18 protein-coding genes and 1 pseudogene are annotated in these 20185 nt (G+C 55.0%); 11 read left to right on the plus strand and 8 right to left on the minus strand.

Translation table 11 applies throughout. From position 1 onward, the window contains the following. Window positions 1-60 precede the first annotated feature (60 nt). A complete protein-coding gene (locus NE609_RS05550) occupies window positions 61-1401 on the plus strand; it encodes an MATE family efflux transporter (RefSeq protein ID WP_256151965.1) in 1341 nt (446 codons plus the stop codon). Between the two features lie 42 nt (window positions 1402-1443). After that, the gene (locus NE609_RS05555; RefSeq protein ID WP_256151966.1) at window positions 1444-2388 is read left to right on the plus strand and encodes an L-lactate dehydrogenase; all 945 of its coding nucleotides are present in this window, start codon (window positions 1444-1446) and stop codon (window positions 2386-2388) included. 35 nt (window positions 2389-2423) lie between these two features. Here the strand turns inward: NE609_RS05555 and NE609_RS05560 are convergent. The 4 genes and pseudogenes from NE609_RS05560 to NE609_RS05575 all read right to left on the minus strand — a co-directional run. Further along, window positions 2424-3164: pseudogene (locus NE609_RS05560) on the minus strand (nucleoside recognition domain-containing protein); the annotation flags it as partial. Between the two features lie 74 nt (window positions 3165-3238). Continuing rightward, window positions 3239-4852: a recombinase family protein gene (locus NE609_RS05565; RefSeq protein WP_256151968.1), complete on the minus strand. Its 1614-nt coding sequence runs from the start codon at window positions 4850-4852 to the stop codon at window positions 3239-3241. Window positions 4853-5225: 373 nt separating this feature from the next. After that, window positions 5226-6596, minus strand: a complete 1371-nt coding sequence (locus tag NE609_RS05570) for an ABC transporter permease (RefSeq protein WP_256151969.1) — start codon at window positions 6594-6596, stop codon at window positions 5226-5228. Next, window positions 6583-8223, minus strand: coding sequence for a COG1361 S-layer family protein (locus NE609_RS05575; RefSeq protein ID WP_256151970.1), 1641 nt, complete (start codon window positions 8221-8223; stop codon window positions 6583-6585). The genes NE609_RS05570 and NE609_RS05575 overlap by 14 nt, the downstream gene beginning before the upstream one ends. An 82-nt stretch (window positions 8224-8305) precedes the next feature. Here NE609_RS05575 and NE609_RS05580 point away from each other — a divergent pair, with 82 nt between their 5' ends. The 6 genes from NE609_RS05580 to mobQ all read left to right on the plus strand — a co-directional run bounded on the left by NE609_RS05580 (window position 8306) and on the right by mobQ (window position 13711). Next, window positions 8306-10156 carry a recombinase family protein gene (locus NE609_RS05580; protein WP_238135265.1) on the plus strand — a complete coding sequence of 617 codons (1851 nt, stop codon included), beginning with the start codon at window positions 8306-8308 and terminating at the stop codon, window positions 10154-10156. A 79-nt stretch (window positions 10157-10235) separates the two neighbouring features. Next, on the plus strand, window positions 10236-10451 hold the full coding sequence (locus NE609_RS05585; protein ID WP_107632102.1) for a transposon-encoded TnpW family protein: 216 nt from the start codon (window positions 10236-10238) through the stop codon (window positions 10449-10451). 134 nt (window positions 10452-10585) lie between these two features. Further along, window positions 10586-10882 (plus strand): hypothetical protein, encoded by a 297-nt coding sequence (locus NE609_RS05590; protein WP_238135264.1) that lies wholly within the window; start codon window positions 10586-10588, stop codon window positions 10880-10882. A gap of 94 nt (window positions 10883-10976) precedes the next feature. Then, complete coding sequence (locus tag NE609_RS05595) at window positions 10977-11540, plus strand: DUF4274 domain-containing protein (RefSeq protein WP_196057960.1); 564 nt, start codon at window positions 10977-10979, stop codon at window positions 11538-11540. 114 nt (window positions 11541-11654) lie between these two features. Beyond that, complete coding sequence (locus NE609_RS05600; protein WP_238135263.1) at window positions 11655-11951, plus strand: DUF3847 domain-containing protein; 297 nt, start codon at window positions 11655-11657, stop codon at window positions 11949-11951. A gap of 242 nt (window positions 11952-12193) precedes the next feature. Continuing rightward, window positions 12194-13711 (plus strand): MobQ family relaxase, encoded by a 1518-nt coding sequence (mobQ, locus tag NE609_RS05605; RefSeq protein WP_196057958.1) that lies wholly within the window; start codon window positions 12194-12196, stop codon window positions 13709-13711. A gap of 62 nt (window positions 13712-13773) precedes the next feature. Here the strand turns inward: mobQ and NE609_RS05610 are convergent, their stop codons facing one another. Then, window positions 13774-13938: a hypothetical protein gene (locus NE609_RS05610; RefSeq protein WP_158538937.1), complete on the minus strand. Its 165-nt coding sequence runs from the start codon at window positions 13936-13938 to the stop codon at window positions 13774-13776. 92 nt (window positions 13939-14030) lie between these two features. Here NE609_RS05610 and NE609_RS05615 point away from each other — a divergent pair, with 92 nt between their 5' ends. Continuing rightward, on the plus strand, window positions 14031-15908 hold the full coding sequence (locus NE609_RS05615) for an AAA family ATPase (protein ID WP_256151971.1): 1878 nt from the start codon (window positions 14031-14033) through the stop codon (window positions 15906-15908). Window positions 15909-16028: 120 nt separating this feature from the next. On the opposite strand, the gene NE609_RS05620 is transcribed toward NE609_RS05615, so the two are convergent. Further along, complete coding sequence (locus NE609_RS05620; RefSeq protein WP_256151972.1) at window positions 16029-16196, minus strand: hypothetical protein; 168 nt, start codon at window positions 16194-16196, stop codon at window positions 16029-16031. Further along, window positions 16193-16897 carry an ABC transporter ATP-binding protein gene (locus NE609_RS05625; protein ID WP_370867141.1) on the minus strand — a complete coding sequence of 235 codons (705 nt, stop codon included), beginning with the start codon at window positions 16895-16897 and terminating at the stop codon, window positions 16193-16195. Before NE609_RS05625 ends, NE609_RS05620 begins: the two co-directional genes overlap by 4 nt. Window positions 16898-17067: 170 nt before the next feature. Here NE609_RS05625 and NE609_RS05630 point away from each other — a divergent pair, with 170 nt between their 5' ends. Together NE609_RS05630 and NE609_RS05635 are read left to right on the plus strand one after the other, a co-directional pair. After that, window positions 17068-17763: a response regulator transcription factor gene (locus NE609_RS05630; RefSeq protein ID WP_256151974.1), complete on the plus strand. Its 696-nt coding sequence runs from the start codon at window positions 17068-17070 to the stop codon at window positions 17761-17763. Continuing rightward, window positions 17756-19090 (plus strand): HAMP domain-containing sensor histidine kinase, encoded by a 1335-nt coding sequence (locus NE609_RS05635; protein ID WP_256151975.1) that lies wholly within the window; start codon window positions 17756-17758, stop codon window positions 19088-19090. Before NE609_RS05630 ends, NE609_RS05635 begins: the two co-directional genes overlap by 8 nt. 200 nt (window positions 19091-19290) lie before the next feature. Here the strand turns inward: NE609_RS05635 and NE609_RS05640 are convergent, their stop codons facing one another. Then, window positions 19291-20130, minus strand: coding sequence for a MerR family transcriptional regulator (locus NE609_RS05640; RefSeq protein WP_256151976.1), 840 nt, complete (start codon window positions 20128-20130; stop codon window positions 19291-19293). Window positions 20131-20185: the final 55 nt, after the last annotated feature.

A 20185-nucleotide genomic window follows, 5' to 3' on the forward strand; every position in this document is an offset into this window, starting at 1 on the left:
GACTTTTTTCGTGCAGGTACTATAATGACTCCGTTATTATGATGTAAACAGGGGACGCTTATGGATCAAAATGTCAATTCGCGCGGGTACCTCTTCCAGCTTACCTGGCCGATCTTCGTCGAACTGGTCCTCCAGATGCTCGTCAGCAACGTCGACCAGATGATGGTGGCCCGCACCTCCCCCACCGCCGTCGCGGCGATCGGCAACGCCAACGTCATCACCAATCTGCTGCTCATCTCCTTTTCGGTCATCTGCATGGCGGCGACCATCCTGATCACCCAGTACATCGGCGCGGGCAGCACCGAACGGGTCGCCCAGACCTACACCGTTTCGCTCGTGGTCAACGTCACGCTCTCGCTTGTCATCTTCGTCGCCCTCACCTTTTTTTCCACGCAGATCTACGGGCTGATGGGGGTCCCGCCCGAGCTGATGCCCGAGGCGAGCGGTTATCTGCGCATCATCGGCATCGGCATGCCCCTGCAAGCCATCCACCTGACCTTCGTCGCCTTCTTCCGCGCGCACGGCCTCACCAAGCAGACAATGTTCATCTCGATCGTCATCAACCTTTTGAACATCGCCGGCAACTTTGTGCTCATCGGCGGCATGGGGCCGATCCCCATGCTCGGCGTCGCGGGCGCCGCCATCTCGAGCGACCTGTCCCGCCTGGTCGGCGTCGTCATCGTCATCTGGCTCTTTAAGCGCACGATCCGCACCCCCGTCGACTTCCGGAACCTGCGGCCCTTCCCCTTCGATCACCTGAAGCGCCTGCTCAAGATCGGCATCCCCTCGGGCGGCGAATCGATCTCCTACAACCTGACTCAGATCGTCATTCAGACGATGTGCAACTCCCTGCCCATCTTTGTCATCACGGCGCGCGCCTACTCCAACATGTTTGCGATGCTCTCCTACATCTACGGGTCCGCGATCGCGCAGGCCACCCAGATCATCGTCGGCTACCTGATGGGCGCGCGAAAAGTCGAGGAGACCGACCGCCGCGTCAACGCGACGCTGCGCGCCGCGATGCTCGTCTCCTTTGTGATCTCGCTGCTGCTCTTCCTGCTCTGCGAGCCGCTGTTCGGGCTCTTTACGAGCGACCCGCAGGTGCTCTCCATGTGCCGCACGATCATGGGCATCGAAATCCTGCTCGAGCTCGGCCGCGCGGCCAACATCGTCCTATTCCGCGCCCTTCAGACGGCGGGCGACATCCGCTTCCCCATCTGCCTCAACGTCACGACCGTCTGGACGGTCGCGGTCGGCGGCGGATACCTGCTCGGCGTCGTCCTCGGGCTCGGGCTGCCCGGCATCTGGATCGCCATGACCTGCGACGAGTGCTTCCGCGGGCTCGTCTCCTTCCTGCGCTGGCGCAGCGGGAACTGGCGCTCGAAGCATCTGCTCGACTGATTGGGGCATACTAGGGAGAAATGATTCTCTCGAGGTGATCCCATGAAACAGCATATCAGCAAGGTCGCCATCATCGGGGCGGGGCTCGTCGGCTCCTCCACCGCGTTCAGCCTTTTGACGCAGGGGCTCTGCGACGAAATCCTGCTCGTCGACCGCGACGCCGAACGCGCCCACGGGGAGATGATGGACCTGCGGGACGGCATCGACTACCTTGGCCGTAACATCCGGGTGACGGCCGGCGGGTACGCCGGCTGCGGCGACGCGGACATCGTCGTCATCACCGCCGGGCCGCCGCCCCGCGAGGGCCAGACCCGGCTCGACACCCTCGGCCTCTCGAAGGAGATCGTCCGCTCGATCGTCGGGCCGGTCATGGACGCCGGATTTTCCGGCATCTTCCTCATCGTCTCCAACCCGGTGGACCTCATCGCGCAGGACGTCTGGAAGCTCTCCGGCCTCCCCAAAAGCCAGGTGATCGGCACCGGCACCGCGCTCGACTCCGCCCGCCTCAAGGCGCTCCTCGGCGGGCTGGTCGGCGTCGACCCGCGCAGCGTCCACGCCTTCGCGCTCGGCGAGCACGGCGACAGCCAGATGGTCCCCTGGTCGCGCGTCACCGTGGGCGGCAAGACCTTTGCCGAGGTCCTGCGGGACAATCCCGGCCGCTTCGAGGGGGTCGACCTCGACCGGCTCGTCCACGACACCGTCCAAGCGGGCTGGGAAATCCTCAAGCGCAAGGGTACGACCTACTACGGCATCGCCACCACCGCCGCGGGCATCATCAAGTGCATCCTGCACGACGAAAACCGCATCATCCCCGTCTCCACCCTGCTCGAGGGGGAGTATGGGGAATACGGCGTCTTCTGCGGGGTGCCCGCGGTCATCGGACGCGGCGGGGTCCAGGAAATCGTCCGCCTCCCCCTCACCGGCGCCGAGGAAGAAAAATTTCATGCCTCCTGCGAGGTCCTGCGCGGCTTCGTCAAGGACCTGTGAAAAAGCGTCCCGCTTGAATGCGGGACGCTTTTTTGTCATGCCAGCCCGAGCAGCCGGGCCGCGCCCGCGACGAGGAAGCAGACGATCATGCCGATCACCGTCGGCACGAGGAAGGAGACCGCCGTCCACTTCCAGCTCTGCGTCTCCTTGCGGATGGTCAGGCAGGTCGTCGAGCAGGGCCAGTGCATCAGCGAAAAGAGCATTGTGCACACCGCCGTCAGCCAGGTCCAGCCGTTGTCGACGAGCAGCGTCTTGAGCTGTGCGAGATTGTCGAAATCGAGGATGCTCCCCGTCGCGAGATAGGCCATGATGATGATCGGCACGACGATCTCGTTGGCCGGGAACCCGAGGATGAACGCCATGAGGATCACACCGTCCAGCCCGAGCAGCCGCGCGAAGGGATCGAGGAAGCCCGCGCAGTGGGCCAGCAGGCTCATATCCCCGACGGTGACGTTGGCCATCACCCAGATGACGAGCCCCGCCGGCGCCGCGACGGCAATCGCGCGCCCGAGCACGAAGAGGGTCCGGTCGAAGATCGAGCGGACGATCACCTTGCCGATCTGCGGACGGCGGTAGGGCGGCAGCTCGAGGGTAAAGGAGGACGGCACCCCCTTGAGGATCGTGCGGGAGAGGAGCGCCGACACCGCAAAGGTCATCAGCACGCCGAGCACGATGACCGCGGTGAGGATCAGGGTCGAGACGACGGAGGAAAACGCGCCCATTGCGCCCCCGACGAAAAACATCGTGATGATTGCGATAAGGGTCGGGAATGCGCCGCCGAAGAAACAGCAAGTCCCGGTTTCCGTACTGGGCAATCTGCCCTGACGACGAACAATCGGCTGAAAGGGCCTTATTCGCCGTATAGAAAAATATCGAAGTTTTCTCCATCCCATTCCACCCGCTGGACGAGCAGGCGAACCAATTCCCGTTTTTCATGGATGGACAGGTTATCAAAACTCTCCTGAAAATGTGCCAAAATATGAACCATCAAATCAAGCTGCAATTCCGAATCGGAATGTGCCTGCTCATTCGACTGCAAACGCTCTTGTTCGGCCCGGTAAACTTCCCGCTGCCGGTCCAACTCGCTTGCCCGGTCGCTGACCCGCTTCACCAGCGCCGGCGCCAATTCCGGTTGAGACATGGAGGCCGCCAAACGGTCAAGCTCCGCTTCGACCTTTTGGATTTGCCGCTTTACCGCTTCGATCTTTCCGCTCTGATCCTCCGCTTTGATCTTCTGTCGAAGTTGCTCCAAAAGCATACAAATACCGGAATCCTCTTTTGCATAATCCAGCAAGTAACGGCAGATTAAATCGTCGGCCTGCTGTCCACCGAGATTCTGGCAATCGCAGACGGTGATACCGCCGCGCAACTTGTTGTCGCAGATGTAATCAAACAGCCCCTTGCCGTTGGAGCGGGGCTTTGCAAACATCCGTGCTCCGCACTTCTTGCAGATCAGCGTACCGGATAGGAGAGAATAATCGTTGTGCATATTGCGTTCCCGGCTTTCCGGCTTGTTGGCCTCCAATATGTTCTGAACGCTTACCCAATCCCGGCCGCAAATAATCCCTTTGTGCTTCCCCACCGCGATAATCCATTCCGATTTTTCCAGCCGTGGAGACCCCTTTTTACTGTAATCCCGCTTGTTATAGGAGAGCAAGCCGTACTTATCGGAACAGGCTTCTTCCGAGAAGCAGACATCCGAGTCATGTGCAAGGAAATAGTCACGCGCCTGCTTGTCGGCAATACAGTAGACCGGGTTAGACAGAATATCCCGGATACCCGGTAAGGAAAAGTAGTTACCGCTGCGGGACTTGATGCCGGAACGCATTAAAAATTTGCTGACACCGGAAACCGAATGAACTTCTAAGAACTTTTCATAGATCATCTTTGCAATTTCAATTTCCTCGGTGTTCCATTTGAGTTTACAGGAAGTCTTAACCTTTCCGTCAACCACAACCTCCTCCACCTTTTCAGAGGTGAAACCTGTCGGCGGGCCACCGCCCAGCCAGCGTCCGGTGCGGGCTAGCATGAGCATATTATCCCGTACCCGTTCGGCAATCGTTTCCCGTTCCAGTTGTGCAAACACGCTGGCGATATACATCATCGCCTTACCCATCGGGGTTGACGTGTCGAACTGCTCCTTGATGCAGATGAAGCCGATATCCCGTGCGATGAAGTCCTCCACCAGCGGTGCGAAGTCCCCCACGCTGCGGCTGATCCGGTCCAAACGATAGCAGACGATATAGTCCGGCTTTTGACGCTTGGAGTCGGCCAGCATCTTCTGAAACTGCGGCCGGTCAAGGTTTTTACCGGAAAAACCCTCGTCCTCGTAGATGACGATCTCGGCGTCCTTGCCACCGTCGATCCGGTTGGCAATATATTGGCGGCACATCTCCACTTGGTTTTCGATGGATTTGCCCTTGCCGGTCCAGACCGACTTGCGGCTGTAAATGAAAACTTTCATTTGGGATCGCCACCTCCTGTCCTGTTAAAATATCCTGCTTTAAACTTGATTCAAATTTATATTTAAAGCGGGCTTTAACTTTCAAACTATTATCAAAGTTCATTTTAATAGCAAATAGAAAAAGAGTCAACAATGTTAAATTCTAATTCTGCTTATGTAAAAGCGATTATCTCCATAAAAAAAAGACTGTGATTTTTAAGGCCGCCGCTCTGGTTTCACCAGTCTGCTCAGCCTCTGCCATAGGATTTCCAAGTGAACTTGGAAATCCTATGGCTAGCCTTCGGCGAGGCACGCCCCGGCACTGGACTCCACGAGGCCCCCTCGTGGCATAAGGCGTTTTTGCGCCTCGCTGTAAGCTGGGAAGCGGCGAGGATCAATCGTGCTTGATCGCCTCCAGCGCCGAAACCTGCACCGCTTTGTTGGCGGGATAGTAGCCCGACCCCAGACCGATCAATACTGAAAAGGCGAGCGCAAAAAGAACAAGCCAGACCGGGATCACCGATATGCGACTCCCCTTTTCCCCCAGAACGGCCAGCGCTGCAGAAAACGAAGTCACGGCCGCCCGGTTGGAGAACAGATTCATCACCACCGAATTGAGACCGCTCGCCACAATGCCGACAAGCCCCCCAAGCAGGCCAATGCAGCCCGCCTCCAGCAGAAAGACGGTTCGCACATCCCGCACAAAGCACCCCAGCGACTTCATCACGCCAATCTCGCGGGTACGCTCGGTGATCGACATAATCATGGTGTTGGTGATCCCCAGAGCCGCCACCAGCAACGAAATCGCACCGAGGCCGCCAAGCATCATCTGCTTCTGACGCGCTTCTTTTTCCATCGGCTTGCGGATGTTTTCCATCGAACTGGTGCGAAAGCCCATCCCCTTGATTGTGTTCTCGACCTCCTCCACATCCTGAATGGAGCGAACCTTGACCAAAACGGTCGGATAGGATTTTGTAGATTTCGCCTTTTTACCGGCCGCCCGGCTCGCCTGGTCAAGCAGCTGTGCGAGATCCTGGATTCGCATCACAATTCCTTGGGAGGTTTCGAAGCCCTTGCCATTGTCCGCTTTCATCCGGCCGGCAAATACCAACTTCTTGCTGACCTTTTTCTCGTCGCCCATTTCCAGTTCCACCGGGGTTTTCGACACTGTAAAATAGGAGTCCGGCTTCTTGGATTCGGCGGCCACTGCCTCACCCGCACCGTCCGCTACGATCACATTGGCGTATTGATCGACCATATTGCGTCCTTCCGGTCGCTTGGAGTCCGAAAAGGAGTACTCGAAATCCTGCCCCACCAACACTGTAAAGGCCTTTTTGCCCGGAAATTCCCCCTCAGTCAGCCGGTACCCCAGCTTCTCCACCGCCTCTGGCTCCAGTCCCACCACATCCGACCAGGTGCAGACGTAACGGCGATTCTGGCCGGCGTAAAATTGGAACTGCACATTGTCTGCGGTGAGCTTCGGCGTGGCAACCTCTACCCGGGCGATGCGTTTCATTTCCCGCACCGCCTGATCATCCAGCTTGGCCGCGCGCTTGTCGTTGCCGGCGGAGGTGACGGTGATGATGGTAAGATCCCCCATCTCCGAGAGCACCTTCTCCTGCGATTCCCGCATTCCCACGCCGATGGAGACCATAATGATGATCGAGCAGCAGCCCACCACCACCCCAAGGACGGTCAGCAGGGTGCGCGCCCGATGGCGAAATAGGTTTTGCAGGCACATACGGATGAGATCACTGCGCTTCATGGGGATCCTCCTCGTCCGCCGCGGGAAGCGCCTGCCCCTCCGGTTCCCAGCTGAAGTCAGTCACCGTTGCGACCGGCTGCTTCTTGCGGCGCCGGCGGCGCAGCCAGAGCAAAACTGCCAACAGCGTCAAGGCCCCTGCCCCCACCGCCCAAACAGCCCAATGGATGGTTGGGGTCTCGTTTACAGGCCCCACATCCGTTGCGGAAAGATCGGGATCGGGAAACGCCTCCTCCACCTGTAAGGTAAGTGGGAATTCGAGTTTTTTGAGTTTGGTGTTTGCGTCCTCATAGGAGACAATTACCTTGCACGAAATGGCTCCGGCTGTGTGCGGAGTTACCACAAAGTCGATGGTTCCGCTTCTGCCCGGTTCAAAATTTCCGAGATTCTGATGTGCCTCCAATGCCTCCAGATCGCCCTCCAGCGCGGCCTCCACATTGTAGACCTGGCCCTTGCCTTTGTTTACATAGGGCAGGGTTATGGTCGTCTCCTCGTTTTGCAGCACAGGGCCGGACGGATTCGGCGCGGAAACCTGAAAGCGGTCCGGCTGGACGACCGGGATGGCGATTCGTTCGCTGGCGGTGGCCTGGCTGCGCTTTGCGCCGTCCATGTATTCATACTTGAAGGAGATCTCAATTTTAGGGGAGTCCTGCTTTTCCTGCGGGACCGCCTGGAAACGCACCTTTTGCGAAATGCTGCCGCCCGGCGCGAGCGCGGGGAAATAGAAGGTGTTCGACCCGTCCGCAATGGAGAGGCCGTCGGTGGTGTCGAGCGAGAGCACGATGTTTTCCACCCCGGTTTCAGGGCTGGTATTGCGAAACGCGAGCGTCAGATCGAACGTATCCCCGACGGCCACCTGGTCACCGTAATTGTAGCGGCTCACGATCAGATTTGGGGTTGGTGAGCCGCCCTTCCCGATCGACTCGTCAAATGGCAGAAACAGTTTCTCCGAGACGGTTGAGGAAGCACGCTCATCATTTTCCACATAGTCATACTTGACCGAAACGCCCAAACTCTGAGACGGGCTCTGGATATCCTTTTCAGCCCGCAGCAAAACGATGAGCTCCTCGGTCTTTCGCGTGCGCAGCGTACGCAAATATTGGGAAGCCGTGCTCTCAAGCAAGGTGATCCCCTCCGACGGCTCAAAACTTACGACGAGGTTTGAAGCCGTAAGCCGGGTACTGGCATTTCGCAGCAGAATTTTCACTTGGAACTTCTCACCTGCTTTAAGCGGGCTTTCAAACGCCCCTCGGCTGATCAGTAGGACCGGCGGGCCGTAATGCGTGACCTTTTTCGGCTTGTCGTCCTCGTCGGGATCCTCCTTTTTGGGTTTTTCGTATTCTATACACTCAAAGAGATGTATTTCGCCATGGTCGGGAGGAGCGCCCCCTCCGTAGGTAAGCTGAAAGCGCAGCGAGTCCCCGGTGCCCTTGTAGATGATGTTGGAAACAGTGAGTTTGAGGGTCAGCAAATCGGTGTCTCCAGAGTCCACCGCAACCGAGACTTTGCTGTCTTTTCCGATGCGGAAACTGTCTGATTTGACGGTGGCGCTGACTTTTCCGGCCGCCGAGGTTATGAGCTGCGTCTGTCTGATGGTGGCCACCACGGTCACCTTGTCGTCCTTGCGCACACGTTCGGTGTCCTTTCCGTCCCTCTGGAGTGCATAATCTTAACTGTAAACAACGACTTTATAGACGCAGGAGGATATGCACATGAGCAATTACAATAAAATCACAGCCCTTTACTCCCGCCTATCCGTAGGCGACGAGGACAGGGACGGCGGCGAGAGCAACAGCATACAGAACCAAAAAATCTTTTTAGAGAACTACGCCAAAGGACAGCACCTAACCAATATCCGCCACTACATTGACGACGACGAAAGCGGCAGGTTCTTTGACCGTTCCGCCTACTCCCGCATGATTGAAGATGTGGAAAGCGGCAAAATCGGTGTCTGCATTATGAAAGACCTTACCCGCTGGGGGCGCGACTATCTCCAAGTCGGCAACGCTATGGAGATTTTCAGACGGAACAATGTGCGCTTTATCGCAGTCAACAACGGCATAGACAGCGAAAACCCCGACACATTAGAGTTTGCCCCCTTTATCAATATCATGTCGGAGTGGTACGCAAAGGACATCAGCAAGAAAGTGAAAACGGGCATTAAGACCAAAGGCATGAGTGGAAAGCCGATTGCCACCGAAGCCCCTTACGGCTATATCAAAGCCCCGGACAACAAGGATTTTTGGATAATCGACGAGGAAGCCGCCGAGGTTGTACGCCTTATTTTCCGTCTGTTTTTGGACGGGAAAAACCGAAACCAAATCGCCGTATATCTGACGCAGGAGCAAATCCCAACCCCCACTTTCTACATGAAAGACCGCGGGCGGGGAACTTGTAAAAATAAGACGCTCAACGAGGATAACCGTTACAAGTGGAACAAAGCCACGCTGACCCATATCCTCACGCGGCAGGAGTATTGCGGCGATGTAGTCAACTTCAAGACTACAAAGCATTTTCGGGATAAGCGAAACCACTATGTAGACAGAAGCCAGTGGCACATCACAGAAAATGTGCATGAGCCGATTATTGACCGCACCGACTTTGAAAATGTGCAGCGGATTTTGGAAAACGCACCTGTCAAACGCCCCAACGGGGACGGAGAAATCCACCCTCTGTCCGGCTTGCTTTTCTGTAAAGACTGCGGCGCAAAAATGCACATTCGCATAGATTACAGGAACGGCGGCAAGCGTCATGTTGCCTATTGCAGCGAGTACCACAAGGGAAAAGCCAAAAATCCCAAGTGCAGCTCTCCGCACATCATGGACGCGGATCTGCTTATGCAGACCGTCACAGATGTGCTGAAAAAAATCGCGGAATACTCTATCAGCAACCGGGTAGAGTTTGAAGCCTTAGTGAAAAAGAGTCTTGCCATGCAGCAGACTGACAAGACAAAGAAACAGCAGAAGCGTATCCCGCAAATCACGACGCGCCTTGAACAGATTGACAAGGTACTGAATAAACTTTATGAGGACAACGCTCTGGGCAGTATCCCGCAAGACCGCTATGAGCAGATGTCGCAGAAGTATTCCGAAGAATACTACACGCTGAAAGCCGAGCTTGAACAGCTTAGGGAACAGCTATCCGCTTTTGAGAACGCGGGAGGACGGGCGCAGAAGTTTGTAAAGCTGATAGACCGTTACGCTGACTTTACCGACCTTACCCCGACTATCCTCAACGAGTTTATCAGCCGGATTGAAGTGCATGAGCGCGACAAGAAAAGGGCGAAACAGGCTATTCAGCATATCGGGATATACTTTAACCATATCGGCAGATTTGAAAATGAACTGACACAGCTTGCAGAGCCGACAGAGCAGGAAATCCGGCAAATGCGGGAGGAAATCGAAGAAGCAAGAAAGGAAAAGAGCCGCGCCTACCACCGCAACTATTCAAGAGAATACCGGGCGAGAAATCTTGAAAAGAGGCGGGAGTATGACCGTATCAAAGCGCGGGAATATCGGGCGAAGAAAAAGGCGCAGGCTGCCGCCGCACTGTCCGCACCATAAAACAGAATAGCAACATCAGAGAGGGATTTTCCGAACTACGGGAAGTCCCTTTTTTACGCCCGGAGAAAGGAGCAACCTATTGACAGAAAAGAAAGGAACACCCACCCCGCCGACCAAGCCGGACGGAATTATCACGACACAGAGGAACGGGCAGACCATTGTTGCGGAGCTGTTTTTCAATCCCAACGGCACAGAAACATTCTCCGACAAGCTGCTGAAAACGATACTTGCCGACAGTCTGCGCTTCTCTGCGTCTGACGGTCAAGAGCCGGAAAAAACAGAAATCTTGCGATAACAGCCGCCCCGATGATACATTCCCCGTCCGGGCGGTTTTTATCGTCAAAAACGCCGTTTTCCACAAGTCAAGAGCCGAGGAAAACACCCGAAAAATGCCCCTATTGCGTAACAGGGGCGCAGAAAGGAGTTTGCATGAGAACAGGGCTTACCAAACAGGAAAAGACCACCGATATTTGGTTTGACGAGAAAGACCCCTTTATCCATATCCGCACCCACAACACCGACCTCAAAAGGCGGCTTGCTGCTTATGCCGAGCAGTACCCCGACGAGTGCTGCAAGACCGACACAGACCCCGAAACAGGCTGCATGGAGTTTGATATTGCAAAGGGGCGTTTCTCTTTCCGTCTGACCGCCCCATACAGTGAGGAACGCCGGGAAGCGGCGCGGCAGTTTGCCAGAGAGAACAACACCGCCGACAGGCTGAAATAATGTAGATTTGTTCATAGTTGTGTGATATACTTTTCTTAAAGAAACAGAGCGAAAAATTGGGATTGAGATATTTAATTTTAAGGAGGACATTATTATGCTGTCAGAAGAAAGAAAAGAAGAACTTGATGCTCTTATGGAGCGTGCGTCTTGTGCCGGAGATGAATACTATTTCGATATGGAACAAGATGAGTTTGACGAGGAAATGGAAGGAAGTGAAGATGAAGAATTTTACAAAGGTTTCTGTCGCCAGAGAGAAATAGGGTTTGAGGCTTACCAAAAGGAGATTGCCGAATTATTCGCGCATATCACATCTGCCGAAGAACTCCATTATATGATTGCAGATTACAATTATGACGATGGAATGTTTACAGTTGAACAGATTGTAATGAATCCGGCTTGCGATATAGTTACCGCCAAAATGGTGTACTGGCTTTGCGAGCCGAGCTATTATTATGATAATTATGGTAGTCCGTCAAAGTGCAGTGAAGAAGATGTGAACCGAGATACGGCGTTACTCTTGACAAAAATGGAAGCAAAAGCTATTGCAAATGGCTTCCAGACTGGACTTGAATGGAATGGAGAATTAGTTGATGAACAACACGATAATCTGGATTTCACACAGGAGCCATATTGCCATGTGCCTGTAGACTTTAGATAAATAATTTCACTTTATCGAACAGTACACAGCAAAACTAAATAAGCCACCCACAGGACAGACGAGAAAATCGACTGTCCTTTTTCTATGTCTATGAGCAGAAAGGAGCGACCAACCATGACAAAACCAAAAGAGAAAACCCGCGAGGAACTGCAAGCCGAGATTGAGGACGGAAAGAAGAAAATCCGGCAGTTTGAGAACCGGGAAAAGATGTTGCGTCAGAAGCTATCCAAAGAGGAACGCAGAACGCGCAGCCACCGTCTTATCGTCCGGGGCGCAGTCTTTGAAAGCATTGTGCCGGAAGCAAAGAACATGAGCGACGAGGAAGCCGCCGCACTTCTTAGGTTTGCACTGACGAGTGAGCCGGTACGGGAATATCTGAAAAAACGAGCCGAGAACGGGAACGCTGAATAAATCCCTTAGACACTAAGGGCGCACTTATACACCCTAACGGGCGTGTGCGCTCTGCCGAGGGCTTTATCTCCGCACAGGGATTTTACCCCGCGCTACGATTGGCGGCTTTGCCGCAGACAGGGGACGCTACACTTCCCCTGCGACAGCTTGCGCTGTCTACCCTTTTGTGTACTTGCGGAAACCGAACACCTTGCTACGCAAGCTATTCATTTTCCACAAGTTTTATATCCGCTATACTGGAGGTGATACCCATAGCCATTTACCATTGTAACATCAGCATAGTCAGCCGGGGCAAAGGCAAATCAGCCGTTGCCGCAGCCGCCTACCGAAGCGGCGAAAAGCTGACAAACGAGTGGGACGGAATGACCCACGACTACACCCGAAAAGGCGGCGTTGTCCATACCGAAATCATGCTGCCGCCCCATGCCCCGCCCTCTTTCTCTGACCGTTCTACCTTATGGAACAGCGTAGAGCTTTACGAGAAAGCCGGGAACGCCCAGCTTGCGCGTGAGATTGACGCAGCACTCCCCATAGAATTATCACGAGAGGAACAGATACGGCTTGTCCGGGAATACTGTTCCTCTCAATTTGTTTCCAAAGGAATGTGTGTGGATTTTGCTATCCATGACACCGACAGCGGCAACCCCCATTGTCATATCATGCTGACCATGCGACCACTTGACGAGCGCGGCGCGTGGGCGGCGAAGTCTAAAAAGGAATATGACCTTGATGAAAACGGGGAGCGCATACGCTTGCCGAATGGCAGATACAAGACCCACAAGGTTGACCTCACAGGCTGGAACGACAAAGGCAACGCCCTCTTGTGGCGCAAGGCGTGGGCTGATATTTCAAACAGCTATCTTGAACACGCCGGAAGCACAGAGCGTATAGACCACCGCAGCAACGCCGAGAGAGGAATTGACGAGATACCCACTGTCCACATGGGCGTAGCCGCCTGTCAAATGGAGAAGAAAGGCATAGCCACCGAGAAAGGTGAACTGAACCGGGCTATCCGCAAATCAAACAGACTGATAAAGGAAATCCGGGCGCAGATCGGCAACCTCAAAGAATGGATTGCCGGACTGCTTGCGGCGTGGGAAACTACCCCAAGAAAACTACAACCGCCGAAGTCCCCGAACCTTGCAAATCTTCTGATGAAGTATTTGAGCGTTCAGAGGGAAAAGAGCCGGAAGTATTCGCAGAGCTGGCAACACCAACACGCAGCCGACGAACTGAAAACCATATCACAGGCAGCCAATTATCTTGCGGAGCATGGTATCTCTACACTTGACGAGTTGGACGCTTCTCTTTCCTCTGTCAGTGATGAAGCCTTTTCTATCCGGGAGGGAATGAAAGCCGCCGAGCAGCGCATGAAAGAGCTGCAAAAGCTGATAGAGAACGGAGAGAATTATTTGCAGTACAAGCCCATTCATGCCGAACTGAAAAAGCTGAAAAACGGCTGGACGAACAAACGGGATAAGTATGAGGAAGCCCACCGCGCCGAGCTGACCTTATGGAACGCAGCAAGCCGCTATCTCCATGCAAATCTGACAGATACAAAGACGCTGCCTATCTCCAAATGGAAACAGGAATACGCCGACCTCAAAGAGCAGAGAGATACCGACTACACCAAACTGAAAGCTACCCGCGCCGAAGTTGCCGAGCTTCAGAAGATACGCAAGTGCGTTGATATTGCACTGAAAGCCGAGCAGCCGGAGCAGACACAGAACCGCACCAAGCGGCAGGAACAGGAGCGATAAAGAAAAGGACGGGCAAGCATTTGCCTGTCCGTCCTCTATTCCCATCCGACAAAGGAATGTGTTCACTTCTTATCGGGTAAAAATGTCATTATAACGCCAGTAATGCCGATAACTGAAAAGATTAAAGCCCATTTGAAACTCAAATCAAAAAAAGCCACATTGCCATATCCTAACATCAGCAGGATACTAACTAAAATCAATGCTATACCTTGCAGTTGCCTTTTCATACAATCACACTCCTTTGTCAAATTAAAATTTGTTGACTTTATTTTACTTCAAAACTATGAACAATTCAACCACAGAAAGAGAGGTATCAACTATGTATTACACCCAAGAACAAATAGACCGCGCCAACCAAGCCGACCTTGTTTCTTTTCTGCAAGGACAGGGCGAGCAGCTTACCCGCGCCGGACAGGAATACCGTTGGAAACGGCACGACAGCTTGACTATCCGGGGAAACAAATGGTACAGGCACAGCCAAAGCAAAGGCGGCGCACCCATTGATTTTGTCATGGAGTTTTTCGGAAAGAGCTTTACCGAAGCCGTAGAACTGCTGACAGGAGAAAAAGGCGCAGCCCAACCGCCGGACAGACCAAGTCCCGCGTCCTTTTCTGACTTCCGACTGCCGCCCCGTAGCACCGATAACCGCATAGCGAGGAACTACCTCACAGCCGCCCGCCGCATTGATGAAGATGTGTCGGGCTTTTTCTTTTCCACCGGGGATATTTACGAGGAAGCCGCCCACCATAACGCCGTATTCGTAGGACGGGACGAGGACGGAGTACCACGATACGCCCACCAACGCGGCACAGCCGGGAACTTCCGGCTTGATGTGAAAGGCAGCGACAAAGCCTTTAACTTCTGCTATCGGGGCGAGGGCGAAAGATTGTTTGTCTTTGAAGCCCCTATTGACCTGTTATCTTTTCTCTGTCTGTTCAAAAAGGACTGGCAGAAGCAAAGCTATCTTGCGCTGGGTGGCGTGGGCGAAAAAGCCCTTATGCGCTTTCTCTCTGACCGCCCGAACATCAAGACCGTATATCTCTGCCTTGACAGCGACCAAGCCGGAAACGACGCTTGCAGCCGCCTTGTGGAGCTTATGCTGGAGGGCTTGACCGTCCACCGCCTTATTCCCCTTTTCAAAGACTGGAACGAGGTGCAGACGCGCCGGGGCGAAATCACAGACGGGAAATATCTGCGGGAAGCTGTCTATGGATTGAAAGAACCGCCACAGGAAGAAACCGTTGAAATTATCCGCATGAGCGAGGTTGACACACAGACCGTTGAATGGCTATGGGAGCCGTATATCCCCTTTGGGAAAGTAACCATAGTACAGGGCAACCCCGGCGAGGGAAAGACCACCTTTGCGCTGCGCCTTGCCGCTGCCTGTACTACTGGCGGGACGCTTCCGGGCATGAAGCCCATGCAGCCGTTTCAAGTGATTTATCAGACCGCCGAGGACGGTTTGGGAGATACCGTCAAACCCCGCTTGATAGAAGCCGCCGCAGACCTTGACCGGGTGCTTGTGATTGATGAAGCAAAACGGGAGCTTACCCTGTCCGACGAGCGCATAGAGAAAGCAATCATACAGAACGGGGCGCGTCTGATTATCCTTGACCCCATACAGGCGTATATGGGCGACAAAGCCGATATGAACAAGGCAAACGAGGTGCGCCCTATTTTTCGCCGCCTTGCCGAAGTTGCGGAGCGTACAGGGTGCGCTGTTATCCTTATCGGACACCTCAACAAAGCTGCCGGAGGACAAAGCGCATACAGGGGCTTAGGTTCTATCGACTTTAGAGCCGCAGCAAGGAGCGTCCTTTTAATCGGGCGTGTGAAGCGTGAGCCGAATGTTCGTGTTATCATTCACGACAAATCTTCCCTTGCGCCGGAGGGAAAGCCCGTTGCCTTTTGTCTTGACCCGGAAACAGGCTTTGAGTGGATAGGCGAATATGATATAACCGCTGACGAGCTGCTGTCCGGCGCGGGCGGCAACAACGCCACCAAAACCGAACAGGCTGAAAAGTTGATACTTGACCTACTGGCAGACGGAAAAGAGCTTGCCAGCGAGGACATAGAGAAAGCCGCAGCCGACGCGGGGATTTCTGCCCGTACTGTCCGGGCGGCAAAGAAAAACCTTGACGGGCGCATTACCTCAAAGCGTATCGGCGCAGCATGGTATCACGCCCTAAAAAAGTGAACTGGCAAAATCCAAGTGGCAAAATCCAGATACCTTGCCACTTTGCCACTTCGCCACTTCAACCATAATCCCACCGCCCCATGTATGACCGCGTGGGGGCTTTATCGTGGAAAAAAGAGCCTATGTTGCGTCAATAACTCTAAAAAGCACTTGACAAAACGCTTCATGGACGGTGTAGCCGTCCACGAACAGGTAGTCGCTGTTGGACGGAGTGTCCACCGCGAAGGCGGGCACAGGCAAAAGCAGCGCCCACGCCAGCGCGAGGGCGATTCCCAAATTCCATTTCATTCGATACGGTCTCCTTTCGTGTCGCTGACGATCCTTCCGTCAATCAGGGTGACGATCCGGTCGGCGTATTTCGCCATCTCGGGGTCGTGGGTGACAAGAATGATCGTCTGGCGGTACCTCCGGGCAAAAGCGGTCATCATCTGCATGATTTCAGCGGTGGTCTTGGTGTCAAGATTCCCGGTGGGTTCATCCGCAAAGATGATAGAAGGTCTAGACACAAACGCGCGGGCGATTCCGGCACGCTGCTGCTGTCCGCCGGACATCTGCCCGGGGTAGTGACTCAGGCGTCCGGCCAGCCCCACTCTGCTCAGCAGCTCGTTCGCCGCCTTCTCGCGGACCTGCCGGTCCACCCCGCGGAACATCAGCGGCAGGGCGACGTTTTCGGTCGCAGTCAGGGAGGGCAGCAGATTGTAGGACTGAAAAATAAAGCCGATATTCTTCTGCCGGAAGGCGGCGAGCTGCTCTTCGTCCAGCAGGGAAATCGGCACCCCATTCACAATTACGCCGCCCCGGGATGGCTTTTCCATGCCCGCCAGTTGGTTCAAGAGGGTGCTCTTTCCCGAGCCGGATGTACCAAAGATACAGCAAATCTCTCCGCGCAGGATGCACAGATTGATTCGGTGCAGCGCGACGACCACTTCGTCCCCCACATGATATTCCTTTTGCAGGTCGCGCACTTCAATGGCAATCTCTTTTGTCATCATTTCGCCCCCTTCCCCAACATTCTATCTGATTTTCTTTTAAGAAATGGCTGTTGATTTTCTTAAGAAATCTGAATCTTTTGCCGCGTGGGTGGCAAATATGCCGACGGCATGGTATCATCAGACTATCAAGCAGGTGTTTTATGATGGAAACGGGAGGAAGCGCGCGTATGGACCGGCAAAAAATTTTGTTCGCGGACGACGACCCGGAGATCCGCGAGGTGGTGCGCATCCTGCTGGAAGGGGAAGGCTTCGCCGTTATCGAGGCCGCGGACGGGAATGAAGCCATTGCGAAGATTGACGATACGTTCGCTCTCGTGATCCTCGACATCATGATGCCCGGGCGCACGGGCATCTCGGCCTGCGTGGAGATCCGGCGGCGGTATGCCATCCCCATCCTCTTCCTGACGGCAAAGGGCCAGGATTCTGACAAGATGGTCGGCTTTTCTGCGGGCGGGGACGACTACCTGGTGAAACCATTCTCCTGCGCCGAGTTGGCTGTCCGGGTAAAGGCGATGCTGCGCCGCTACTGCGTCTACGGGGGGCAATCCGGCACCGCGCAGGCCGGGCAGATCCAGTTGCCGGGGCTGACGTTGCACACCGACTGCAACGAGGTGCGCAAAAATGGGGAGGAAATTCTGCTTACCGATCTCGAATACCGCATCCTGCTGTTGCTCGCCCAAAACCGCAAGAAGATTTTTTCCGCGCAAAACCTCTATGAGAGCGTCTGGGGGGAGCCGTACTTCTACACCTGCAGCAACACGGTCATGGTCCACATCCGCAACCTGCGCAGGAAGATCGAGGACGACCCACAAAACCCGCGCTATCTGAAAAATGTTTGGGGGAAGGGTTATCGCATTGAATAAACGTTTTTGGAGGAGCCGGCTGAGCCTGGAACTGGTACTGGTCAGCCTCCTCTCGCTGGCGGTGGCTGCGGCGGTGCTGGTGGGCGCGCGCTGGGCGCTGGGCAGCGCGATTGACCGGCGGGTACTTTCACAGGAGTTTCAGGACCGGCAGGAGACCGCCTGCGCCGCGCGGCTTCAGGCGTATGTGGACGAACAGCGGCTTTCCTTCCGCGAGCGGGAGCCGCTGGACGAATGGGCGGCGAAGGAGCGGTACGTCACCCTCCTGCTTATCCGCGACGGGCGGCTGATTTACGACTCCAGCGTCCCGGCGGAATATGGACTGCTGTCGTACGGCGGTGAGGCGGATCTCGACTACTCCTACTACCCGTGGTACACCTATCACACCATCCGCTTCGCGGACGGTTCCGTCCAGGCGCAGATCCTCTGCTATTACGAGTTCGCGTACTATAACCTGGCCAATATTGCGTCTTTTCTGCTCGGCTTTTTGGCGTTCGTCTTCTCGCTAATGCTTCTCATACGCCGAAAAGTCGCCTATGTCAGCCTTTTGGGGCGGGAACTTGAGATTTTGGAGGGCGGCGATCTCTCCTATGAGATCACCGAACAGGGCCGGGATGAGCTGTGTGAACTGGCTCACGGCGTCAACAATATGCGCCGCGCGGTTGTTGAGCGCCAGAGGGACGAGGAGGAGGCCCGCATGGCCAACCATGCGCTGGTCACCGCCATGTCCCACGATCTGCGCACCCCGCTGACCGCCCTGATTGGATATTTGGATATCTTGGAGATGGGCCGCTTTGGCCCGGGAGAAGGGAAGCGCTATTTGGACGCCAGCCGAAAAAAGGCTTTTCAGATTAAGGAACTCTCGGACAAGCTGTTCGAGTATTTCCTCGTCTACGGCAAGGGGGCGGAAAACCTGGATCTTCAACCGGTGGACGCGATGGAACTCGTCCAGCAGACGGTGGGAGAAAGTGTATTTGAACTGGAGGGACAGGGATTTACTGTTCACTGGGAACCGCCGGAAATCCGCTGCACCTTGCTGGTTGATGTGGATTTGTTCCGAAGGGTGGTTGACAACCTCTTTTCAAATGTGCGCAAATATGCGGACCCGAACCATCCGGTGACGATCGAAGTCTTCCATGAGGATGGTACGCTCGCCCTGACAGTGGGCAACGCGATGACGCGGCGTAACGCCGCGGCCAGCACCGGGATCGGGCTCAAAACCTGCGCCGGGATTCTGCGAAGCCATGGCGGCTCCTTTGAAAGCGGCTGTGCGGACGGACGTTTCTATGCGCGCGCGGTCTTTCCGGTCGGCCGGGAGCCCGGCGAATGATACCCGGCAGCGGCGCGGCCTCTACTTTGATGGATTGCCATGTCCAAAGCGGATATGCTTGCCTTAATCGCCGGAATTATGTGATTGAAAGCCGCCGGGATGACAGTAAAAATGATTGCTCAAAACGGATGACCAGGCGCCTGAAAATACTCAGGCGCCTGGTCATCCGTTCTATTATGGCTACCAACAGCGACCATCGTTCAGAAAATGATTGCCCTGCCTAATATCGCTTTGTCCGATCTGCGCTCCACCAAAACTTCCATGCGGCCATAATATTGATCGGGTTCATGGACCGCCAGATCATCCAATAGATACTCCCCGTAAGCGTTCCCGGCCACCTTCAAGTCCTGTGTCCGAATAAAACCCAATAACTGCAGGTAGGTGTCCTGCGGCTTCTGGTATTCGCTTTTGCCATAAGCCACAGCATAAAGTCCCGCCGGTTTCCAGGCGTTCCCATGCCTGGCCGACTTGAAATAGTATCGGCAGGCCGGGGCCTCCACCCCGGTGAGGAGATCCTCCCGGGAAACCATCACGCCCATGGGATACCCCAGGTTGATCCCGTGACTTCCGGCGTACTCATAGGCTAGGATTTCCGCCTCATCCTCATCCCGGGCGGCCGGGAAAGACGGGCAAAGGAAAATTCGTTCCCGTTTGCGCTCCTCCACCAAAAATTCATCTTCGTTGTGGCAAAGGGCCTCCTGCGCCATGTCGGCGTACAGCTTCATGATTTCACTGGTCTCTTGCAGCTTTTCGATCTCCACTTGGATGCGCGCCTCCTGTTCGGCAAACAAGGCCAGCATCTCCTCCGGCGTGCGGCCCGCGGAGTAGCGCCGAATATCCTCCAGCCCCACCCCCAACAGCCGCAGGCTGCCGATCAGGTAGGCGGAACCAAGCTGGCGGCGTGTGTAGTAGCGGTACCCGTTTTTCCCCCGCAGTTCCGGCTTGAGTAAGCCAATGCGGTCGTAAAACCGCAGATTGTCGCGTGAGATTCCCGTCAGCCGGGAGAACTCCAAAATGGAAAGCTGTTTCTTTTGACTCATAAGCGCCTCGCAAAAAATTCATAGTTTAGTCATTGACATTGGAGTGACTCCAAGG

The organism is Anaerotruncus sp. DFI.9.16 (assembly GCF_024461615.1).
In the GTDB taxonomy this organism is placed as follows: Bacteria; Bacillota; Clostridia; order Oscillospirales; family Ruminococcaceae; genus Anaerotruncus; species Anaerotruncus massiliensis.